This is a genomic window from Pelagicoccus sp. SDUM812003 (assembly GCF_031127815.1).
Taxonomy (GTDB): Bacteria; Verrucomicrobiota; Verrucomicrobiia; order Opitutales; family Opitutaceae; genus Pelagicoccus.
Map to the genome: position 1 here is coordinate 342,626 of NZ_JARXHY010000005.1, position 20,709 is coordinate 363,334.

General features: G+C 57.3%; 17 protein-coding genes and 1 tRNA gene. 3 read left to right on the forward strand and 15 right to left on the reverse strand.

Annotated elements, in window-relative coordinates:
- Nucleotides 1-37: 37 nt before the first annotated feature.
- The 10 genes from QEH54_RS09840 to QEH54_RS09885 form a co-directional block, all read right to left on the reverse strand.
- A complete protein-coding gene (locus QEH54_RS09840) occupies nt 38-436 on the reverse strand; it encodes a biopolymer transporter ExbD (RefSeq protein WP_309018496.1) in 399 nt (132 codons plus the stop codon).
- Nucleotides 433-990: a MotA/TolQ/ExbB proton channel family protein gene (locus tag QEH54_RS09845; RefSeq protein ID WP_309018497.1), complete on the reverse strand. Its 558-nt coding sequence runs from the start codon at nt 988-990 to the stop codon at nt 433-435. Before QEH54_RS09845 ends, QEH54_RS09840 begins: the two co-directional genes overlap by 4 nt.
- Before the next feature lie 113 nt (nt 991-1,103).
- Nucleotides 1,104-3,095: a DUF3857 domain-containing protein gene (locus QEH54_RS09850; protein ID WP_309018498.1), complete on the reverse strand. Its 1,992-nt coding sequence runs from the start codon at nt 3,093-3,095 to the stop codon at nt 1,104-1,106.
- 31 nt (nt 3,096-3,126) lie between these two features.
- On the reverse strand, nt 3,127-5,094 hold the full coding sequence (locus tag QEH54_RS09855; RefSeq protein ID WP_309018499.1) for a DUF3857 and transglutaminase domain-containing protein: 1,968 nt from the start codon (nt 5,092-5,094) through the stop codon (nt 3,127-3,129).
- Between the two features lie 199 nt (nt 5,095-5,293).
- Nucleotides 5,294-5,896, reverse strand: coding sequence for a 3-isopropylmalate dehydratase small subunit (leuD, locus tag QEH54_RS09860; protein WP_309018500.1), 603 nt, complete (start codon nt 5,894-5,896; stop codon nt 5,294-5,296).
- Between the two features lie 19 nt (nt 5,897-5,915).
- The gene (gene leuC / locus QEH54_RS09865; protein ID WP_309018501.1) at nt 5,916-7,340 is read right to left on the reverse strand and encodes a 3-isopropylmalate dehydratase large subunit; all 1,425 of its coding nucleotides are present in this window, start codon (nt 7,338-7,340) and stop codon (nt 5,916-5,918) included.
- A gap of 82 nt (nt 7,341-7,422) precedes the next feature.
- The gene (locus QEH54_RS09870; RefSeq protein ID WP_309018502.1) at nt 7,423-8,295 is read right to left on the reverse strand and encodes an AraC family transcriptional regulator; all 873 of its coding nucleotides are present in this window, start codon (nt 8,293-8,295) and stop codon (nt 7,423-7,425) included.
- Between the two features lie 120 nt (nt 8,296-8,415).
- Nucleotides 8,416-9,150, reverse strand: a complete 735-nt coding sequence (truA, locus tag QEH54_RS09875; protein ID WP_309018503.1) for a tRNA pseudouridine(38-40) synthase TruA — start codon at nt 9,148-9,150, stop codon at nt 8,416-8,418.
- Nucleotides 9,147-9,629 carry a Holliday junction resolvase RuvX gene (gene ruvX, locus QEH54_RS09880; RefSeq protein ID WP_309018504.1) on the reverse strand — a complete coding sequence of 161 codons (483 nt, stop codon included), beginning with the start codon at nt 9,627-9,629 and terminating at the stop codon, nt 9,147-9,149. Before ruvX ends, truA begins: the two co-directional genes overlap by 4 nt.
- Before the next feature lie 9 nt (nt 9,630-9,638).
- A complete protein-coding gene (locus QEH54_RS09885; protein ID WP_309018505.1) occupies nt 9,639-10,727 on the reverse strand; it encodes a sugar phosphate nucleotidyltransferase in 1,089 nt (362 codons plus the stop codon).
- Between the two features lie 143 nt (nt 10,728-10,870).
- On the opposite strand from QEH54_RS09885, the gene moeB reads away from it, so the two are divergent.
- A complete protein-coding gene (gene moeB, locus QEH54_RS09890) occupies nt 10,871-12,055 on the forward strand; it encodes a molybdopterin-synthase adenylyltransferase MoeB (RefSeq protein ID WP_309018506.1) in 1,185 nt (394 codons plus the stop codon).
- 206 nt (nt 12,056-12,261) lie between these two features.
- Here the strand turns inward: moeB and QEH54_RS09895 are convergent, their stop codons facing one another.
- Nucleotides 12,262-12,645, reverse strand: a complete 384-nt coding sequence (locus QEH54_RS09895; RefSeq protein ID WP_309018507.1) for a hypothetical protein — start codon at nt 12,643-12,645, stop codon at nt 12,262-12,264.
- Between the two features lie 259 nt (nt 12,646-12,904).
- Between QEH54_RS09895 and QEH54_RS09900 the strand changes: the two genes are divergently transcribed.
- Entirely contained in the window at nt 12,905-13,900 is a 996-nt protein-coding gene (locus QEH54_RS09900; protein WP_309018508.1) for a WYL domain-containing protein, read from the forward strand.
- Nucleotides 13,901-13,973: 73 nt separating this feature from the next.
- On the opposite strand, the gene QEH54_RS09905 is transcribed toward QEH54_RS09900, so the two are convergent.
- The 4 genes from QEH54_RS09905 to QEH54_RS09920 form a co-directional block, all read right to left on the reverse strand.
- Nucleotides 13,974-15,557 (reverse strand): chemotaxis protein CheW, encoded by a 1,584-nt coding sequence (locus QEH54_RS09905; RefSeq protein ID WP_309018509.1) that lies wholly within the window; start codon nt 15,555-15,557, stop codon nt 13,974-13,976.
- A 175-nt stretch (nt 15,558-15,732) separates the two neighbouring features.
- Nucleotides 15,733-16,593 (reverse strand): protein-glutamate O-methyltransferase CheR, encoded by an 861-nt coding sequence (locus tag QEH54_RS09910; RefSeq protein ID WP_309018510.1) that lies wholly within the window; start codon nt 16,591-16,593, stop codon nt 15,733-15,735.
- Between the two features lie 16 nt (nt 16,594-16,609).
- Nucleotides 16,610-17,758 carry a chemotaxis-specific protein-glutamate methyltransferase CheB gene (cheB, locus tag QEH54_RS09915; RefSeq protein ID WP_309018511.1) on the reverse strand — a complete coding sequence of 383 codons (1,149 nt, stop codon included), beginning with the start codon at nt 17,756-17,758 and terminating at the stop codon, nt 16,610-16,612.
- A gap of 423 nt (nt 17,759-18,181) precedes the next feature.
- The gene (locus tag QEH54_RS09920) at nt 18,182-20,227 is read right to left on the reverse strand and encodes a PAS domain S-box protein (RefSeq protein ID WP_309018512.1); all 2,046 of its coding nucleotides are present in this window, start codon (nt 20,225-20,227) and stop codon (nt 18,182-18,184) included.
- Between the two features lie 285 nt (nt 20,228-20,512).
- Between QEH54_RS09920 and QEH54_RS09925 the strand changes: the two genes are divergently transcribed.
- A tRNA-Pro gene (locus tag QEH54_RS09925) sits at nt 20,513-20,589 on the forward strand.
- The last annotated feature ends 120 nt before the right edge of the window (nt 20,590-20,709 follow it).

Genomic DNA, 20,709 nt, shown 5'->3' on the forward strand with positions numbered 1-20,709 from the left:
CCGAAAGACTCGAGATGTTTACTCGTATTTCCCCTGACTAGCGGGACTGCAGACGGATCTTGCTCAATCCATTGAGACGGCAAGCGTCCATCACGTTGGTCACCTGCTCCAGTGGGGTGAGGTTGTGGGCCCGGATGAGCACCGGGATCTCGTTGCTCAGATCGGAAAGTCGGGAAATCACCGCTTGAAGCTCCTCGATCTGCACCTCTTGGTTTTCCAAGTACACCGCGCCTCGCTCGTCGATGGTGATCTGGATCTTGTCGGGAAACTCGTTTTTGCCCGCCGATTCGATGTCCGGCAACGTCAGGTTCAGGGTCGTCATCTCCTTGAACTGCATGCTGACCAGGAAGAAGAAAATCAGAATGGTCAGCACGTCCATCAGCGGGATGATGTTGATGGCCGCCTTGGAGCGCCTTCGTGTCAGCAAGCTGCTCATAGATTCTTCAGCCCCATCTGCTCCAGCAAGGACTCGATCTGCACCGCATAGGTCTCCACCCGGCGTTGGAAATAGCTGTTGGCGATCAGGCAGGGAATGGCGATGCTCAAGCCCAGCACGGTTGTGGTCATGGCCAGAGCAATCCCTTTGGTAAAGGCCGACGGATCGGGCAAACCGGTGTCCATGGATACGTTGCTGAAAACCGTCACCAGACCGGTCACCGTCCCCAACAGTCCGAGCAGAGGAGCCGCTCCGATGATGATATCGAGAAACACCAGGCCGCGCTCCATGCGATTCACCTCCAGACGGGCATAGGCCTTGACCGCCGCCACGTCAGCCTTGTGCTCGTGCCAGTAGCTCAGGATGCGACCAAAAGCGGACTTTCCTCCTTCCTTCACCTTTTCGCCCGCCGTGACCCGGCCAACCAGCAGGTCCGGTAGAATGGCTGAACGTCGCAGCGAGAAGAGCCTCTCGCATATCACGAACGCTCCCACCAGTGAGCAAAGAGTCAGGGGATACACGAAGATCCCGGCGCCTTTCAAAATGTCGATCATAGCAATCTTAAGGTATCGGAGGAGACAACCAACAGGTCGCAGAAAGAAGACTGCAAAGCAGACGGCTTGTTCAACAGAAAAACCGACAACAACTCGCTGAGCGTCAAGGATTCCTAGCGAGACAGCACCACTGGAGTCTGCTCCGCCTCCACCACCCTCATGTAAAAGTCGCGCAGCTCGTCGTAGCGTTCCACCGGCAAGACGAGGTCTTCCAAGCGGAAGGTTCGGGTGTACTTGATCACGTCCTCACCCTCCTCGATCGTCGCCAAGTAGCTGCCGAAGTCGGTCTCGATGCGAATCTCCTTTTCGTACTCCTCGAGAGCGAGCTCGACCGGCAAGTAGATCGTGGCCGTCTCCTCCAGCATTTCCGCCCGCAGTCGGATCGACCGAAGGCGCTTTTCGTCAGGGAAAGGGTTTTCCATCATTCTCCCAAGGATGGCCGGCTTGAAAATCATAAGCACGTCCTGCATCCGACGGGCATAGTTCTTGAAAGCGAAATCCACGTCGAAGCGATAGCTTCGATCCTCGTCCTTGCGATCCTCCTCGTGGACGATCTTCAGCACCGGGCTGGGATTTCCACTGGCCGCGTATCGATCCGACAGCTCGGACAGGTACTCCTTTCGGTCCCGAAACCCGACCAAGCGACGCTCCTCCACCGCTGATTGCCCATACGCCACCGTTTCCACACGCCCCATGAGGATTCCGTTCGGCAGCAATTCTGCGGTCAGCTTTCGCGTGAGCCTGTTCTGCTCCGGGGAGCTCAAAGGCAGGCGCACCAACGGATCGACCCCACGCTTGCCCACCACCACCAGGCCGCCTTGGCCTTCGAAGGGAATTTCGCCAATGGGACTGTGTATCCAGGTCGGATCGATGAAAAGAATGCGCCCCAATCCATCGTATTCGCCCACCGCCGGGACGTCGACCGACTCGTCGACCTCGACCGCCGCGATGCAATGGTTGAAATAATGCGGACTGGGTAGATCGACGTCCACCATGTCGTTGTCGGTCGCGTTGAGACTCACCACATACGACTCGATCCCTACGGCCTGCAGCAGCGAGCGCAGGAGCGTCGACTTGTCCTTGCAATCTCCATAGCCGCTACGGAAAACCTCCTGCGCGGACCGAGGCGTATAGCCGCCTCCATTGCCCAGCTCCAGGGCCACGTGCTCGTAGTTCACCCCCTGGGCGTATCGGCCGATGGCCTTGATCCTCTCCCAATCGGTCTGCAGCCCCTCCGTCAGGGCGCGAGCTTTCGCCACGATTTCCGGCGATGGGACCGCCTTCGGATCGCAGACCTCCACCTCGAAATCAGCCAAGTCTCGCCAAGTGTCGAAGCGCAAGTTGGTGAATCGAGTCGAGGCATCTTGCGGAGGCAGAACCGTCGCGTACATGTGTTGAAACTTGGATACGGACGTGGGGCTCTGTCGCTCGTAGTCCTTGGACTCCACGTTGGTTTCCGTCCAGCGATAGCTGGTTCCGGAGCGGCTGCACTCAGGCTGCCCGAACTTGAAGGTTTCGCGAATCGTCCAACCCGGCGGAGTCGCTATGTGAAGGCTGGAGTACGCCACGGGAACGTTCGATTGAAACCGCCAATAGTACTGCGTGAAAACGGACGATTCCATGTACTCGTATTCAAAAGCGAATACATCCCCGCGCCTGGTATGGTTCCAACCATCGATCCGGATCGTTCGAGATTCCGTTTCCAAGGTCAGGTAGTCGGATTGCGTTATCAGCTCCTCCTCGTGGCGCTTGTACTTGTAGATCTCGCCATCCGCGTGAATCGTCCATGCCTTCATCTTGGGCCGGGTGTCGGACGATTCGTAGTAGCTGGCGATGGCCTTGGCTCGCCAACGCTCCTTCAAGTCCAGGATGCGAATCGCATAGCGTACCGTGCGCTGGATACGCCCGTTGGGCTGCACGTTGTAGAAAGCCTCATCCCACAGGACCACATAGCCAGGCGTTTCATCCTCGCGCAACGGCGGCTCCGGCAGGGCCATCGCGTTCTCCACCCAGTCCGGAAGCTTCGGCTTGGCGTTCAACGCCATCGCCCCGCAGGTCGATATCAGAAAAACGAATACAAAGCGTGTAACGCGGGCTTTAGGCATCACGAGAAAAGTGGTAGATGCGATGGAGGGATCAGCGCTGGGTCAGCTCGTCGGACCGTTTCAGCGTCAGGGTGTGGTGGTCCTGAGCCAGTAGATCATCGAAAGCGCTTTTTATGATCGGATAAGCCCGAGCGTCGTAGCGGTTTCCCATAAATTCGAAGCGGCGCGTATAGATGAGCTCGTTGCTCTTTCGGTTCAGAGAGAGTCGAGGCTCGTAGGTGTAGAAGCTCTCCACGACCAGCGGTCTTGGGGCGCTCGGCGCCTCGAGCTCGTAGCCTTCCGGCAAGCGGATCACCACTGACGACTCGTCCAGGTACTTGAAATCGAAGAACAGCTCGGTCTTTCGGGTCTGGCTTGGAAAGCGGGACTCCGAGTAGCGCTCCTCCACGTTGGGCTGCAGAAACAGTCGCTGGCCTACGCTTTCCGCATAGGCAGGGATCTTGATGCGGCAAGCGATTCGCACCGGATCAGCGGGCGCCTCCATGCCGCTGAGGGACACGCCATCGATCTGGCAATTGCTCCATCCCTCCTTCAGCACCTCTTCGATGGTATCGACGCGATCCGCATCGCTCTTGCCGTGAAGCATCTGCTTGAAAATGAGAGCCTGGTTGCCATTGGCCTTCAAAACGAGGCTTCCTTCCAAATCGCCGTTGGCGCTGAGATCGAAATCTCCCTCGAACCAAGCGCGGTTCTCCGTCGGACTGGCCTCCGGTGTCGTTACGAAAATCAGTTTCTTCTTATCCGGGATCAAGGCCGTCACCCCATCGTGAATCCAATCCAATTGACCGAAGGGGATATACTTGGAAGCCGGGTTGTGAAAGTCCCAACCATCTCCGTTCTTGATCGCGACGATGGTGTGCGGCAGCGCCACCTCCACGTTCTCCACCAAGCGCTTGAAGGCGTACTCGCTGCGATCGCCGCACGCGGCGATGCGGGCGTCCACTCCCTTGGCCTGAGCCAAGGCGCAAAACACCTTGTTTATGCCATTCGGCGTGCCGTAGCCCTTTCGGATCACCTTGCCCGCGTCCCACTTGTCCTGCAAGTCCTCGCGTTCGTCCTGCGTCAGTCGATCCGCTTCGCCGTAGCTCGAATTGATGAGATCGCTCACGCAGTAGTCGTAGAACGCGCGCAGCATTTCCTCCTTGCTCTTCTTGCCCTCGGACAATTCGTCCGCGAGAGCCTGCACCTCCTTGTCCACCTTCGTATCGGAGCTCATCTCGCGGAAGAGACGCTTCCCCTCGCTCTTCCAGAAATCGTCGCCATTTTTCGTCGTGGTGACCCCGTAGAACAGAAACCAGGACCGAGCGTCGCTATCCGGGGCCTGATACGGCTCCTCCGGATAGCCCGGCTGGTTCGTCATGCTGATTTCGTAAAAATCGCCTCTTTTCTCCATGCCGCGTTCGCATCGAAAGGAAGCCCATTTGAAACCGGAACTATAGGGAAAGTACGGCTTCATCTTCAACTCGAGCCTGCGGATGGGCCAAGCCTCCTGAAACGCCACCTCGTCCTTCGGCAAGAAATAACCTTCGTCCAGGATCAGACGGAAGCGATACTCCACGATGTCGCCTACTTCTACCTTTGGAATGGAGATGGTGGTGGACCGCGTGCGCCGACCGTTGGACTTCTTCTCCGTTTGCGAAACGACATCGTCCTTCTCGATCTCGATGTAGGACCCGTCCGGCTTGATCACCCGAGCATTGATACCGGAAGCCTTGAAGAAATCGGCGTACCAGATCTTGGTCCGTCGAGCCTGGTCCAAAGCGCTCTCCTCGTAGATCTTGGTGCGAAGATGCGTCTTGATGGTGCGAACCTTGCGCTCGTCCAAGTCGTAAATGACCTCCTTGAACAGCACCTCGGCCGGGGCCTCGGGGTCGAAGCTGCATTCGGTGGAGGCGAGCTCCTCCAGCGGAACATCATCCCAATTGTAGGCAAGCAGATTGGCGGCAAGGGGGAGAAACAGGAACGCAAAGACGCGATAGAGCGATCGGGGATTTTTCATTTGGGCAGGAACGTTGAGGTTTCAGGAGGGTATCCACACTCACTACTTAAATAGAACTACTTGGCAAGTACCTATTGCGAGCGAAGCAGACAGCCCCGAACTCCCCGTAGGGCCGCCTCGTCGCGGCACGCAAAAGAGCCCCGAGCGATCTGATCGCTCGGGGCTCGAAAGCTTGCTTTTCTTCAGGAAAGAAACGGGGCTACTTCGCTTCGTAGCCAAGCTTGCCGACGATGGCGGCGACTTCGTCCGCGGCTTCCCGCAGTTCGCCGATCATGTCCCACTTGCCGGCCACCAGCGCCTTCTGAGCGGTGTCGCGAACGACGGCCGTCACGCTCTGGTCGCCAAAGTGGATGCGCTCGTTTTCCACATCCAACGTGATTTCGAGGGATGGATCCGCTTCGATGGCCGCCGCGATGGTCTTGATGTCGTCCTTGGTCGCGATGAAGCACGGGATGCCGAGCGTGGTGCAGTTTCCGAAAAAGATCTCCGCGTAGCTCTGGGCGATGATGCCCCGGAACCCGTATCGGTAGATCGCTTGCGGAGCGTGCTCGCGCGAGCTGCCGCAGCCGAAGTTGACTCCGGAGAGCAGGATGCTTGCGTTCTTGAAGCGCTCGTCGTTGAGCGGATGCGGCTTGTCGCTGCCGTCCTCGTTCTTGCGAACGTCGTAAAACAGATACTCGCCCATGGTATCGAAGGTCACGCACTTCATGAAGCGCGCGGGAATGATGCGGTCGGTATCGATTTCGTCGCCGGGAATGTAAACGCCCTGCCCCTTAACCTGTGTGATTTTTTCTAAAGCCATTTTTGTAGTTCCTTTCTGCTTACGCGCCTACGGTTTCCTTGATGTCGAACACTTCGCGAGAGTCGCTGATGACGCCTGTGATCGCCGCGGCGGCGACCATCACAGGGCTCATGAGAACGGTGCGGCCGATAGGGCTGCCTTGACGGCCCTTGAAGTTTCGATTTGAGGAACTGGCGCTGAGCTGATCGCCGATGAGCTTGTCCGGGTTCATCGCCAGACACATGGAGCAACCCGCTCCACGCCACTCGAAACCGGCTTCGGTGAAGACCTTGTCGATGCCCTTCTCGCGGCAGATCACGTCCACCACTTGCGAGCCGGGAACGGCGATGGCCTTGATGCCCTCCGCCACCTTGTGACCCTTGAGGTACTTGGCGACCTCTTCGAAGTCGGACAGACGGCCGTTGGTGCAGGAGCCGACGAAACAAACGTCAACCTTGGTGCCTTTGATGGCCGCTCCGCCTTCGAGCTTCATGTACTCCAAGGCTTCCGCAGTGTTGGCCTTCTCGTCCTCGGAAGATCCTTCCACCGTGGGAATCGTCTCTTCGATGGTGATGGCCTGGGCTGGATTGATGCCCCAAGTGACGGTGGGAGCGATGTCGGCGGCGTCGATCTCCACCACATCGTCATAGTCGCAATCCGCATCGCTGGCGAAAGACTTCCAACGCTCGACCGCCGCATCCCAGTCCGCGCCCTTGGGCGAGTAAGGACGGCCCTTGAGGTATTCGAAGGTCTTTTCATCCGGGTTGACGTAGCCTACGCGAGCGCCGCCTTCGATCGACATGTTGCAGACCGTCATGCGCTCTTCCATGGAGAAGTTGTCGAAAATCTCGCCGGCGTACTCGTAAGCGTACCCGGTTCCGCCTTTCACGCCGAGCTTGCGGATGATGTGCAGGATGACGTCCTTGGCGTAAACCCCAGGTCGCAGCTTGCCGTTCACTTCGATCTTGCGAACCTTCAGCTTGCCGAGAGCCATGGTCTGAGTGGCCAGCAAATCACGGATCTGAGTGGTGCCGATGCCGAAGGCGATAGCTCCGAAGGCGCCATGGGTGGACGTATGGGAGTCGCCGCAAGCGATGGTAGTGCCGGGCTGGGTGATGCCCTGCTCCGGGCCGACCACGTGCACGATGCCTTGCTTGCCGGTAGGAATATCGAAAAAGGTCACCCCGAACTCCTCGCAGTTCTTGCGCAGCTCCTTGATCATGGCATCAGCCAAAGGATCGGCAAACGGCTCCACGCGCTGGTCGGTCGGCACGATGTGGTCGACCGTGGCGAAGGTGCGATGCGGGTAAGCGACCTTGAGTCCGAGATCGCGCAGCATGCCGAACGCCTGCGGACTGGTGACCTCATGAATGAGGTGCGTTCCGATCAGGAGCTGCGTCTGACCATTCGACAAGGTCCGCACCGTATGCGCGTCCCAAACTTTTTCGAACAATGATTTTCCCATAACTGTTTTGAAATCTGAGGTTAGAAAGTCGGGCAACATCGGTCCGAGGGCCGCGCCCTGCAACGAAAATCAGCGATTCGTCCTAGGGCGCCTGATTCTCCGTATTGGCCGCTTTCCGATATGCGCTGGGCGTCGTTCCCAGCTTGCGTTTGAACTGGCGATGAAAGGTGCTGAGGTTTCGAAACCCGCTCCGCTCGGCCACCTCGCGCAAGCTCAATCCGCGACGACTCCCCAGCAAGGTGGCAGCATGCCGCACCCGCAAATTGGCCAGATAGTCGACGAAGGTCGTACCGGAAACGCAGCGAAAGAAACGGGAAAACGCCTCCGGCTCCAAGCCCACCGCCAACGCCGCCTCGTCGCGACCGATCCCCTCCGCGAAACGCCCTTCGACGAAACGTCTCGCAGTATCGAATCGAGCCCGATCACGAGGCGTCATTTCTTTCGCAACTCCCTCTGCTTCTACAACTTGCCGGCACTCGAACTCCGCCACCAATTCTAGAGCCACATAGAAGCGAGCGAGCCTTAGGGCTGATTTGGCTCGATGGATCGACCGCAGTCTGGCCCGCAACCGATCGCGATCGGAAACGACGAAAACCAAGGGCTGCTCCGCCGCTTCCACGAGCCGGCATAGCGCCGACATCTCAGGCAAGGCGAGCAGCCCCTGCGGCAGGACCTTGCGCGAAAAGCGCAGAGCGATGCCGCCCACGGCTCCCGGCTCTCCATCCGCCCGCGCGCCGTGATAGGCATGCAGGATGCCTGGAGGACAAAGCAGCAAGGAACCGCGTTCGAAAGCCCCCGTTTTCGCTCCGAGCTGCCACCGGCCCTTTCCTTGCCAGATGAAGAGGAGCTCGAAGTGGTCATGACGGTGCAATGGATCGCTAAGCTGCTTTCCATCAAACTCTTGAAAAACGACGGACGCCTCATCGCCGCCCTGATCCGCCCCTGTGGCCAACATTTGAAAATATACGCTATGATTTTATGATATTCCGGAGAAAACTTCCCCAAAAGATCACATTTTGCAACAATCAAACCCGAGACGCTCCTTCTGGAGAGGAGCGAAGGCGGCCCATCGGATTCAGGCGTAGAAAACCTTTTCCAGAAACAGCCCTCGGGCCGGGGAGGCTTCCACCAAGGGAGTGCGCTGGCGACTTTCCAGCAGGTTCTGCAGATCATCAAGGGCGAGGCGGCCTAGTCCCACGTTGAGCAGCGAGCCGACGAGGCTGCGCACCATCTTGTACATGAATCCGTTCGCTTCGAAGGAGACGAGGACCAGCCGATCCGCTAGCGTCAGCTCCACCGCCTTCATTTGCCGCACCGTCGATTCGTACTCCAGCCCACGGTTCGCAGCAAAGGCTGCGAAGTCGTGCTCGCCCACTAGAAGATCCATGCCGCGCTTCATCACGTTCAGGTCGAGCTGACGCGGCACGGACAAGCAGTACGGCCACAGGAAGGGGTCGGCATCGCCGAGGAACAATCGGTAGTGGTAGCGCTTGGAGACGGCGGAGAAACGGGCGTGAAACTCCTCGTCCACCGGAGTGGCTGAAAGCAGCTTGATGCTGCGCGGCAGCTTGGTGGAAACCGCCTTCACCAGACGTTCGCCGCCATGCTTCCAATCATAGTCGAAATGAAACACCTGCTCCAGGGCGTGCACGCCTGCGTCGGTGCGACCGCTTCCATGGATGACGATGCGATGCTTCACGATGGCCTCTATCGCAGTCTCGATGACTTCCTGCACCGATTCCTGGCCATTCTGCGTTTGCCAGCCGGCGTAGTGGGTGCCGTCATACGCGCAGCTGCACTTCCACCTCATCGTTCGTAATCCCCATCGTAGCAGCCATCATCCTCGTACTCTCCGTATTCGTCAGCTGAATACTCGGGCAAAGCCACGACTTGATTGAGGTAGTCCTGCAAGATAAGCGTGGCCGCTACGGAATCGATTTTCCCGGAACGTCGCAGCTCGTCGTCGCGGCCCTTCGGAAACGCCTTCGACGCCTCGCGGGAAGTGAGCCTTTCGTCGACGCGATGCACCGGGAGCTTGCTAAACGCGCCTAGCTTTTCGATGAACGCGTCCACCTCCTTCGCCTTGAAGCCAATCGATCCATCCATGTTGTATGGATAACCGAATACGAAATCGGTCGCGCCGCGGTCCTTCGCCAGTTGGGCGAGGGCTTCGAGGCGCTCCGTTTCGGTTGGCAAGACGATAGCAGGCAACGGAGTCGCGACGCCAATCTCGTCACCATAGCTCACACCGACGCGGCGTTCGCCGTAGTCAACACCGATGCAGCGCATGAAGTCTTCCTAAAGCAGGGCTTTGTAGGCCTCTTCCTCGCCGAGGCTGCGGACCAATTCCTTGATCTTTTGGGCCTTGTCCTTGGAGCAGATCAAGGTGGCGTCCTTCACGTGCACCACGATGAGATCCTCCACGCCGATCAAGGCCACCAGATGATCCTTGTCGGTCACCACGATGTTTTTGGAGCAGCCGGAGAACTTGACTGGGCCCTTGTTCACGTTACCCGCCTTGTCGCTCGGGAAGTGGCGAGCGATGGCAGGCCAGGCGCCGACATCGTCCCAATCGAAGGTCGCGGCCAAGGTCTGCACGTTGGTCGCCTTTTCCATGATGGCGAAGTCCACCGAGATCTTTTCCAGCTTCGGATAGAGCTCGCTCAGCAAGCCGATCAGCTCCTTGCCCTCGTTCATGCCCGCTTCGATCTGGTCGAGCCCCTTTTTCAAGGTGGGGGTGAACTCCTCCAAGGCGTCGGAAATAGTGGAAACCTTCCAAACGAACATGCCCGCGTTCCAAAAGTAGTCGCCACTTTGCAGGTAGCTCTTAGCGGTTTCGAGATCCGGCTTTTCCTTGAACTGGCGAACGGCGAAGATGTCGCGATTGTCGATCACCTTTTCGGAGGTGCCGCACTGGATGTAGCCGTAGCCGGTAGCTGGCTCGGTCGGCTGAATCCCGATGGTCAGCAGACTGGGCGAGCTCTCCGCCGCCTTGAACGCGATCTCAAGCGCGGACTGGAAGGACTGCTTATCGTTGATGAGAGCGTCCGCCGGCAACATCGCCATGGCGGCGTCCGGGTTTCTCTGCTTGACCAGCAGCATGGCCAGTCCAACCGCGGCGGCCGTGTCCCGTCCCACCGGCTCGGCCACGATGTTTTCCTCGGGAAGCATCGGACAAACTTCCCGCACCCCATCCAGCTGCTCGCTGTTGGTGATGATAATTACGTTTTCGTAAGGAAGAAAACCTTCCAGACGCTCCACGGTCTGGGTCAGCATTGGCTTTTCCCCCACGATCGGAAGCAAATGCTTAGGGCGAGCGAGCCGGCTCGCCGGCCAGAAGCGTTCGCCTTTTCCACCTGCCATGATCACAGCGTATCGGTCTACCATAGTCCCAGACCATCGAAGGTTCGGCCCAAGTCGTCAACCGTGAACCGGATGGCCCTGGTTTCGCTCATGAAACAAAATCAATTCCCGCCACCCTTCGTACAATACCATTGATTCCCGACCTTCCATATACAAAAACCCGAAGCATGACCGCCTCTCAAGACACATCGCTCAGCCCCGTGGAGCTCGCTCGCTACAGCCGCCATATTCTCCTGGAGGAAATCGGACAGGCCGGGCAGGAAACGCTCAAGCGATCCAAAGCCCTCGTCATCGGGGCCGGCGGCCTGGGCAGCCCGGTCGCCCTCTATCTCGCGGCGGCAGGCGTCGGCGCCATCGGCATCGCCGACTTCGACACGGTCGAGCTGCACAACCTGCAGCGGCAGATCCTGCACGGCCAGAGCGATATCGACCGCCTCAAAATTGAATCCGCCGCCGACGCCTTGGCTGAGGTCAATCCCCATGTGAACCTGCAGCTCCATAAGGAAGGCGTGCAGCCCGACAACGCGATAGAGCTTTTCAGCCAGTATGATATTATCATCGACGGCACTGATAATTTCGCGACGCGCTACCTGAACAATGATGCTGCCTACTTCGCGAAGAAACCGCTGGTCTACGGCAGCATCTTCAAGTTCGAAGGCCAAGCTTCCGTGTTCGCGCCGCAAAAAGGCGGGCCTTGCTATCGCTGCCTCTTTCCGGAACCGCCTCCTCCAGGCAGCGTGCCAAACTGCGGAGAAGCTGGGGTGATGGGAGCGCTCTGCGGCATCGTCGGCAGTATCCAATCGATGGAGACGATCAAATACCTCACCGGCGTTGGCGAGTCCTTGATCGGAAAGCTGCTCTTTATCGATACCAAGAATATGAGCTTTCGCTCCTTGAATCTGAAGCGTGACCCAAACTGCCCTCTTTGCGGCGACCATGCAAATATCACCTCCATCGAAGCCTCCACCTATCAAGAGACCTGCGAGACTAAACTCCACTCCGAATCCTCAAACACCTCCTCAAATATGAACGAAATCCCCATCGAAATAGACGTCATCGAAACGAAGAAAAAGCTAGCCCGCGGCAGCGCCATATTGGTCGACGTGCGCGAAGCCTACGAGCGCAACATCTGCACCATCGACGGCTCACTTCATATTCCGATGAACGAAATCCCATCGCGCCTCAGCGAGCTTCCTCGCGACAAGGAAATTCTGGTGCACTGTCACCACGGCGGCCGCAGCCTGCGGGTGGTCAACTTTCTTCGCGAAAACGGCTACTCGAAGTCTATAAACGTGGGTGGCGGCATCGATAGCTGGGCCACCACTATCGACAGCAAGCTGCAACGCTACTAGCTTTCGCAGCCTAGCGCCGTCGCTTCGCCAGCGTCGGTATCATCGTTTGCCAAAGCTCCACCAGCCTGCGCAAAGCGACGCCTTGCGTAGCGATCCGACAGCAGAGCGTTTTAATTAGACCGCTCGATCGATCGCTTTCGAACGCAAACGAAAAAAACCTGCTCCTCAATGGAGCAGGTTTCGTAAAAGTAAAAGCGATCAGGCGTCTACTTGCGGGACTTTGTCAAACCAGCGGCTTTCTTGATATTCTGAAGCGACGGTACGGAGATGCCAAATCTCTTGGCTACATCCGTGCCCTTTTCGCCAGCCTGAACAGCGGCGATTACCTCCGCCTTCAGCTCTTCGGTGATACGGGTGCGCTTGGCGCGTTTCTTGGCGCCTTTGGCTGCAGGGGCTTTCGCCTTACGACCACGCTTAACCTTACCACCTTCAAGCTCGCTAAGAGCAGCGATCAGCTCAGCGCGAGAATCGAAGCCCAATGACTTGTGCAGATCACGAAGTTTCTTAGCCTGTTCCGTAGCAGCCTTCTTTTCAAGGTTGGCAAGCTTAGCCTTAGCATCTGCAATTTGTTTTAACGTATCATTGATCATCGAGAATCAACAAAGAACACTATTCAACAAATTCAACTCAATTTAGATAATACTAACAAAAAACATCATTTTTAAGCCGTTTTATATAAACTTACCACGAAGCGACATCCGTATAATAGCCTATATTTCGCTGAAAACGCTCTCCACTTTGATATCGCTTCGAACCTTCAAAGACGTCGAAATTCACTTTTTCAATACGCATTCCATACCGCCGACCGAATCTAAAACCGTCGAAAAGCATTACACTTAACGCAATCGCATGTCATCACAGGAAAAGATACACTCCCTCAAACGTCCCGCCATCGAGCGCATGCTACGCATACACAACGAACTGAAAAGCGGTTCGTATCCAAATTGCACATCGCTGGCGAAAGAGATGGAAGTCAGCACGAAAACCATCAGCCGCGATATCGATTTCATGAGGGACCGCATGCTGCTTCCGCTTGAATACGATTCCTCGCTGCATGGCTACTACTACACGCGTGAAGTGCAAAGCCTGCCGACCATCGACATTTCCGAGGGGGAGCTGCTGGCGCTATCGATCGCGAGAAAATCGCTGGACTACTACAAAGGCACGCCTTTCGAAAAGCCGCTGGCGAACGCTCTAAATAAGCTATCCGCAAGCTTGCCCGACACCATAACGGCCAACCTATCGGAGCTCAGCCAAAGCATCTCCTTTCGACAAGGGCGATCTTCCCAGGTGAATGAGGCCTTGCTGCAAGCCTTCACGAAAGCGACGCTCGAGCGCAGAACGATTTCCTTCGACTACAAGAAACTGGGTGGTTCGAAAACCGAACGCCGCGCCCTCAATGTCTACCACCTGACGAACTTCCTAGGAAAGTGGTATGCGATCGGATGGGATCAGAAACGCGACGCCATGCGAACCTTTCTCCTCAACCGCGCCAGCAGCGCTGCTTTGGAAGGCTCGACCTTCACCGTTCCTAAAACGTTTTCCGCGGAGGACTATCTGGGGAGCAGCTTTGGTATATATTCTCCCAGCGGCGACCACAAAGTTTCCATACTATTTAAGAATCCAATTTCCGAATACATTTCGGAAAATACATGGCATCCTTCTCAACGTGTGGACTACCGAGACGATGGCTCGATCATGATCCACTTCGAGCTCGGCAGCTTGGTAGAAGTCGCTTCATGGATCCTCAGCTGGGGACCGAACGCCGAGGCGATGAGACCCCAGGAACTCCGCGACACGCTCTCCAAGACAGCCTGCGCTATCGCGGAATTATACCGGCAATAGATCCGAGAAAGACAGGCGACGCAATACGCTGGGCGAATCTCGATTTGCCGAGACCCGCTCCCCCTGCGGCTGATCAGGCGACAGCGGAGCCGACCAACGTTTTCAAAAAGGACGCCACGCTATACACCATCAGGGTATTCTTTCTGCCTTCGATACTGGTGTACTCGATGATGCGGCTGACGTCTCCTTGGTATTCCGCATTAGCGCTATCGTTCATCACCTTGGGTATCACCGTCATCTGGCTTTCGTACACGTCCACGCTATCCTCCACGGAGTCGACAATCAGCCCGTATCGAGCTCCATTGCGCGAGACGATCAGCACGGAACAGCTCTCGATATCCTTGTAGTCCGACATCGAATAGTACTTGCGCATGTCCACGATGGGAATGATGCCGCCTCGCAAATTCAGCATGCCACGGATATAGCCGTCGTATCCGGGCGGCTCCATGAGAGAGTCGGGATAGGCGATGATTTCGTCGACTTCAGTGATCTCGACCGCCAGCGTCTTGGAAAGCTTAAAGGTGATATATACCTTCAATCCGCCTTGCCCTGCGCCGCTGGCGTTTCCGGTCAAGCTTCGTCCCGCTCCCATGTCTTCTCCCGCGAGGGCGTCTGGCACCGAGCTGGCCTCGATCGCTTCCAGGATGTCCTCTTCGTCACAGAGCGTTTTCGGGTCCACGAGAAACACGTCTCGTTCTTTCGAAATGGGCACGACTCCCTTCAAGCAGCCCTTGCGCTTGTTGTCCTTCAGCTGAGGGATCGGGATAATTCGGCTTTCGTGAAAGTCGAAAACATCCGTCACGGAATCCACTAGAAATCCACAATGGCGGTGGTCGGCTATCACGACGATCACCATACCGGTATCAATGCTCGTATGGGATACGGATCCCATAGCGGTTCTAAAATCGATGACCGATATCATGGCTCCGCGCAGGTTTAGGATGCCCAGGCAATTATCGTACGCCACGTGGGTATCTTCTAGCTTCGGATTCTCAAGCACTTCTAGAATATCGGAAACGGGAATCGCGAACTCCGAACCTTCGCTGGTAAAACTGATCGCCGTATTGCCGGAGCCGATACCTCCCAGCATCGCTCCGAAATCGCTGACCACTCGATCGTCTCGGACCGTTTGGCTGAGCATCGGGATGTCCTCCAGCTGCACGATCGACGAAGCCGCTATGATTCGGATGATACGCTGGCCACCTTCCAAGTTCGCCAGCCCTGAAATGATGTTATCGCCCTTCTTTCTTTCGACCTTCGCCAACTCCTCGTCGTTCATCGGAATGACATCCCCCGTACGATCCAGAGCGATGCCGACCTGCTGGCCGTCCACCCGAACGATTCCCACGTACCTGTGGCTCGTCTCGGCTTCGCCTGCCGGCAGCCGCAGGATCGAGCGCAGATTGATCAGCGGCACGATCGTATCGCGAAGGTTGAATACGCCCTCCACATAATCCGGCATCAAGGGCAGCCGATTCACGCGTTCCGGGTAGTTCACGACCTCCTGCATCTCGCGAATGTGGAAGGCGAACTCGTCTTCATCCAAGAAAAAGGTGCCGTAGAGGGAGTCCAGTTCGCTCTGCGATTCGCCGGCCTCTTCCAGCTTTTCGTGCAGGCCTTGCATCATTTCTTCAGTCGATTTGATCGTCTCGCTCATGGTGGGTATCAATGGTGGATGAAGGGTTGGATTGCGGAAACAGGAACGCCCTCCAAAGCAGGCAGAGACGTTCCTACCCAAAGGCATGACATACCGACATCTTTTCAATCGCGAGAGGTCCTTTTATCGGGTTTTAACGAAGGCAGCCTTCGCGCTGGCAGCTCGCGCAAGGTGATTAAGCAGGTCGCGTCTCTCCGGAAACGCCTGCCGTCGCTCGCGGCACGTAATACGCCGCCCGGCCATCGCGCCGCACTTCCCAGCCCGGATCGATGTTCAGCGTAGTCTCGGACGACCCCAGCATCATGAATCCGCGCCGGTCGAGACGACGTCGCACGCGCTCCAGAATCTGGCGCTTCACGTCGACGTCGAAATATATCAGAACGTTTCTGATGAGAACAAAATGATGCCGTCCCATATCCGGCCACGAATCGATGAAGTTCAGCTGCCGAAAGGTCACCAGCTTGCGCAGCGATTCGTGGATCTGCCAGCGATCGTTGGGCAAGCGCGTGAAGTATCGATTTCGCAAGCGCTCGTCCAATCCGCGCTTCGCTTCCATATCTGTATATATTCCAGAGCGGGCCTTCTCCAAAACCGTGGACGAAATATCGGTAGCGTACAGCTTGAGGTCCCAATCGAACAGCTGAGGAAAATGCTCTTTCATGAGCATTATCAGCGAGTAGATCTCCTGCCCTGTAGAACAAGCGGCCGACCAGACGTTCAGTTTCCTTTCCTCGCCAAGCTCCCGCTCCAGCTGCGGTATCAAATGATCTCGCATCACCTGGAAGGGGTGGATGTCGCGGAAGAAAAAAGTCTCGTTAGTGGTCATGGCATCGATCACCTCATCTTCCAATCCTGCGGCGACCGTCCGACGGGATAGCGAAGCGAGCAGCTCCGATATGGTATCGATCTTATGGCGACGCAGAATCGGCTCCAAGCGGCTCTTCACCAGGTACTCCTTGTCTTCCTCCAAAGATATCGCGGAGCGTTCGCGGGCCCAGTCTCTGAAAAAGTCGAACTCCTGTTTCGTAATGCTCATTAGATAAAAACGGGACCTACCTCGACGGCCTTACGGGACAGTTTCCAACGAATTCATTCATCGCCTGAGCGATTTCCGACAAGGGGAGCACTCGGTCCGCCAGACCGGCGCTCGCCACGTAACCGGGCATGCCCCATACCACTGAAGTCTCTTCATCCTGGGCGAAAACGGTGGCCCCGAGGCCGACCAGTTCTCGGCAGCCCTGAAAGCCGTCCTTGCCCATGCCAGTCAAGATCGTCACCAAAGCGGCCCCACCGACGGTTTCGGCGACGCTGCGCAGCATGACGTCTACCGCCGGCCGGCAGGAATTTTCCGGAGGCTCCTCGTTCAACCCCAGCCGCAACGCTCCTCCGTCCGAGCGAATCGTCATGTGCTTTCCACCGGGCGCGATGTAGACGTGACCGGCTTCGAGCGCCATGCCCTCTTCGCCCTCGTGAAATACGAGCGTGTCCAGCCCGTTGAGGCGTTGGGCCAGCATCCGAGTGAACATGGGAGGCATGTGCTGAGTCACCACAATGGGCACCGGAAAGCGCTTGGGAAACTGGGAGAAGAGATCCGACAAGGCGTTGGGACCGCCCGTGGAGGAACCGATACAGACGATCTTCGGCAGCCCGTGCCGCTTGGCGCACTTGGCTTCCTCCGCTTTGACCTCATTTCGAATGCGGTCCCCCACCTTGCGCGTCGCTCGCTCTAGCGTGACCATCGGCTCCTCCTCCAGCAGCGGGCTGCGGTCGTCCGGTTTCGACGGCCTTCTCGGCAGGTTCGCGGCACGGCGCGCGAGCATCGGGATCAGCTCCGTCTCCACACACGCCCACTCTGGATCCTTGAGCGGATGCCCCGACGGCTTGCGAAGATAGTCGTGGGCCCCGGCGGAGATTCCATCCAAAACCATCGAGCCTCCGCGGGCCAGCCCGCTGCCAAAGAGAATCAAATACGCGTCCGGCGACTGCTGCGCGACGCTACGAATGAACGCGAGCGTATCATCGACTTCGATATCCGTATCCAAAACGATGATATCCGCCGGAATCGATTTCAGTTTCTGCAACGCGATCGATGCGGTCGATGCGACTCCGCTGAGCAGCAATCCGGGCGTGGCCTTCACGGCATCGCCAAGTCGCTTGCGGACGTTGACTGATCCATCGACTGCAAAAACGTTCAGCTCCATCTCTTTGCGGAGGAATTTGGTGGGAAAGGCAGCGCCGATCGCTCAACGCCGAGAACCTTGTATTCATCGGTTTCGCGGCAGTAGCTCATCATTTCCCCGCGGGGCTTTGACACTTTCTTAATGACTAAAACGAGCCCCCGCCCCAAACTCCGCCCGTCTCTAGAAAACCTCATAAAATCCGTCCACTCGCACCCGAAGCGCCCTCCTCGCTCGTTCGACTCCAGCCTTGGCGCTGCGATTGCGTCTTCGATGCTACCCATCTTTCCTTGCCCCAAACGGCGCCAAGCACTCGCCGGCACGTGCGTATTCTAGTAGTTGATACATCTTGGGAGGGCAGCGCCCTACGCGAGGATCTAGCTCGCGCGGGGCGCCCAAATGAGGTTTCATCATCGCCTCGTCTGGCAGAGGAGCGAGGCACCGAAGCTACTGAGTCGCGGCGGCCTTGTTTCCTCGATCCACGATCTCCTTCAGATTGCTGGCCAGCTGGGCAAGCTCCTTCGCCGCGGTCAGGGTCTGGCTAGCGCCATCCGCGGTGATGCGGGCTCCATTGGATACGGAAGAGATGTTCTTGGCGATGTCCGTGCTTCCCGTCGCGGCCTCGCTCGCGTTGCGGGCGATCTCGTTGGTGGTCGCGGTCTGCTCTTCCACCGCGCTCGCGATGGCATTCTGATTGTCGTTTATGCGATTGATGATTTCGCGAATCTTCTCGATCGCCGACACCGATGCCGCAGCGTCGCCTTGGATGGCGTCGACCTTCTTGCGAATGTCACGCGTCGCGTTGGCGGTCTGCTTGGAAAGCTCCTTGACCTCGTTCGCGACCACCGCGAATCCGCGCCCCGCCTCGCCGGCGCGAGCCGCTTCGATGGTCGCGTTGAACGCCAGCAGATTGGTCTGCTGAGCGATGGAAGTGATGACTTCGACAACCTCGCCGATTTCCTGGCTACTCACCCCAAGGCTATTGATGGTCTTGCTGGTGGCGTCCGCCTCTTCCACTGCGGCCGAGCCAACCTGGGCTGCGTCGGAAGCATGCTGGGCGATCTCTTTGGCGGAGGCGCTCATTTCCTCGGCGCTGGTCGCCACGTTCGCAACGTTGCTGCTCACTTGCTCCGAAGCGGCAGCGACCGTATTGGCCTGCTCGAAGGTGCTGTTGGAGTTTTCCGTCATGGAAGCCGCCACGGAAGACAGCTCTTCGGAGGCCGAGCCGAGCGATTGGGCGTTTTCCGCTACGATTCGAAGCGTCTCGGCCATCTCCGCCACCATTTTCTCCTCGCGCTCCTTGGCCTTCACCTTTTCCGTGATCAGCTCCCAAGTCACCATGGGCCCGATGTAGTCGCCCTTCGAGTCGTAGATCGCGTAGGCCTGCAAGTTGGCCACCTCCGGCCCGATATGAATGCGAGCTTCGTGCGGCAGATTGCGAGGATCCTTCAAAATGCCTCTCTGCACCTCCGGATCCTTGTGGAAAACATCGATCGACTGCCCCTTCACCTCCTCGGCTTTGACCGGCAAATACTGCTCGATCAGCTTCAAGGTATTGAGAGAGGAAGGGTTGACGTAGATGATCTCCAAATCGCGATTGGCAAGCATGACGTTTATCGGAGCGTCCTCCAACATCGCGTACGCTCGAGCCATCTGGTTGATCTCTGTGATATCGGTCGCGTATTTGACGACCTTATACGGCTTGCCGTCCAATCCCTTGATCGGGTTGTAGGACGCGTCGATCCAGACCTCGCGCCCCCCTTTCGCAAAGCGCTTGAACTGATCCCGTTGAAATTTGCCCTGTTTCAGAGTGTGCCAGAAATCTCGATACTCTTCCGATTTCGCGTACTCCGGCATCACGAAAAGCGAGTGGTGGCGCCCTTGGATTTCCGAAAGCTCGTAGCCCATGGTCTTGAGGAAGTTCTCGTTGGCGTCGATGATGGTGCCGTCCATTTCGAACTGAATCACCGCCTGAGCTTTTCCGATCGCTTCGACCTGCCCCTCAAGATCCGCGGAAGCTGCCTTGCGCGCTGTGATGTCCTGGGCGAACTTCAAGACCTTTCGCGTCACGCCTTCCTCGTCTACGACCGGAGTATAGCTGGCGTACAGCCAGACCACCTGGCCGTTCTTCCGAATCCGCTTGAAGTCTCCCGATTGCGAGACGCCTCTGTTCAAATCGCTCCAAAACCGCTCGTACGCCTTGGAGTCTCGGGTTTCCTGATCGCAAAAGATTCGGTGGTGCTGCCCCACGATCTCGTCCAATTCGTAGCCCATGGTCTGGAGGAACAACTCGTTGGCCGTCTCGATATACCCCTCCGGATCGAACTCGATCGTAGCGAAATTATTCTCGATAGCATCGAGCTTGGACGAAGCATCGTCCATCTGAGCCAGTTTCGCCTTCGCAATGCGATTGACCCCCGGGCGGCGGCGCCTCTGAGGTGTGGTCTGTTTTTTCTCTAGGTCCGAGGTGCCGTTGCTTTGCTTTTCTTTCATTGGAGTTGGTTACGTGAGTTGAATTTTGAGCTGCTAGAAAAATAGGCGCCATCGAAGGGGCGGGCGATGACCGGCCGCTAGGACGCGCATGAGTCGGCAACATGATATCAAGCGCCCCACTTTCAATATGGGGAAAGGGTTTTACGCGATCTTCATACTTGCCCGCTAAGAGCCCACTCCGGAGCCCCGACTCCGCCTCATGAACCGAGGTCTAAGCGCGAATTTCTTAAATTCGTACTAGACGGCGATCACAGGACGCCTATAAACCCAACATCCTCAATTTGTCGGGGCGTAGCTTAGTCTGGTAAAGCGCTACGTTCGGGACGTAGAGATCGGAGGTTCGAATCCTCTCGCCCCGACCATTGAATTTCGCCGAGCAACCTGTTCCCGGCGAAAGACTCCCCCCCCTCACGCCAAGGTCTCATGCGAGAGGATTTGAACCGAGAGGTTCGACGAAGCGAGCGGCGCGAGCGGAGATGGCC

What these genes read in the sequence shown, in the direction of transcription:
- cheB (WP_309018511.1), bottom strand. Translation starts at nt 17,758, where the DNA reads ATGGAGCTGAACGTTTTTGCAGTCGATGGATCAGTCAACGTCCGCAAG.
- QEH54_RS09905 (WP_309018509.1), bottom strand. Translation starts at nt 15,557, where the DNA reads ATGAGCGAGACGATCAAATCGACTGAAGAAATGATGCAAGGCCTGCAC.
- QEH54_RS09840 (WP_309018496.1), bottom strand. Translation starts at nt 436, where the DNA reads ATGAGCAGCTTGCTGACACGAAGGCGCTCCAAGGCGGCCATCAACATC.
- QEH54_RS09900 (WP_309018508.1), top strand. Translation starts at nt 12,905, where the DNA reads ATGTCATCACAGGAAAAGATACACTCCCTCAAACGTCCCGCCATCGAG.
- QEH54_RS09895 (WP_309018507.1), bottom strand. Translation starts at nt 12,645, where the DNA reads ATGATCAATGATACGTTAAAACAAATTGCAGATGCTAAGGCTAAGCTT.
- ruvX (WP_309018504.1), bottom strand. Translation starts at nt 9,629, where the DNA reads ATGCGCTGCATCGGTGTTGACTACGGCGAACGCCGCGTCGGTGTGAGC.
- leuD (WP_309018500.1), bottom strand. Translation starts at nt 5,896, where the DNA reads ATGGCTTTAGAAAAAATCACACAGGTTAAGGGGCAGGGCGTTTACATT.
- QEH54_RS09885 (WP_309018505.1), bottom strand. Translation starts at nt 10,727, where the DNA reads ATGGTAGACCGATACGCTGTGATCATGGCAGGTGGAAAAGGCGAACGC.
- QEH54_RS09845 (WP_309018497.1), bottom strand. Translation starts at nt 990, where the DNA reads ATGATCGACATTTTGAAAGGCGCCGGGATCTTCGTGTATCCCCTGACT.
- QEH54_RS09910 (WP_309018510.1), bottom strand. Translation starts at nt 16,593, where the DNA reads ATGAGCATTACGAAACAGGAGTTCGACTTTTTCAGAGACTGGGCCCGC.
- QEH54_RS09920 (WP_309018512.1), bottom strand. Translation starts at nt 20,227, where the DNA reads ATGAAAGAAAAGCAAAGCAACGGCACCTCGGACCTAGAGAAAAAACAG.
- QEH54_RS09850 (WP_309018498.1), bottom strand. Translation starts at nt 3,095, where the DNA reads ATGCCTAAAGCCCGCGTTACACGCTTTGTATTCGTTTTTCTGATATCG.
- truA (WP_309018503.1), bottom strand. Translation starts at nt 9,150, where the DNA reads ATGAGGTGGAAGTGCAGCTGCGCGTATGACGGCACCCACTACGCCGGC.
- QEH54_RS09870 (WP_309018502.1), bottom strand. Translation starts at nt 8,295, where the DNA reads ATGTTGGCCACAGGGGCGGATCAGGGCGGCGATGAGGCGTCCGTCGTT.
- moeB (WP_309018506.1), top strand. Translation starts at nt 10,871, where the DNA reads ATGACCGCCTCTCAAGACACATCGCTCAGCCCCGTGGAGCTCGCTCGC.
- QEH54_RS09855 (WP_309018499.1), bottom strand. Translation starts at nt 5,094, where the DNA reads ATGAAAAATCCCCGATCGCTCTATCGCGTCTTTGCGTTCCTGTTTCTC.
- leuC (WP_309018501.1), bottom strand. Translation starts at nt 7,340, where the DNA reads ATGGGAAAATCATTGTTCGAAAAAGTTTGGGACGCGCATACGGTGCGG.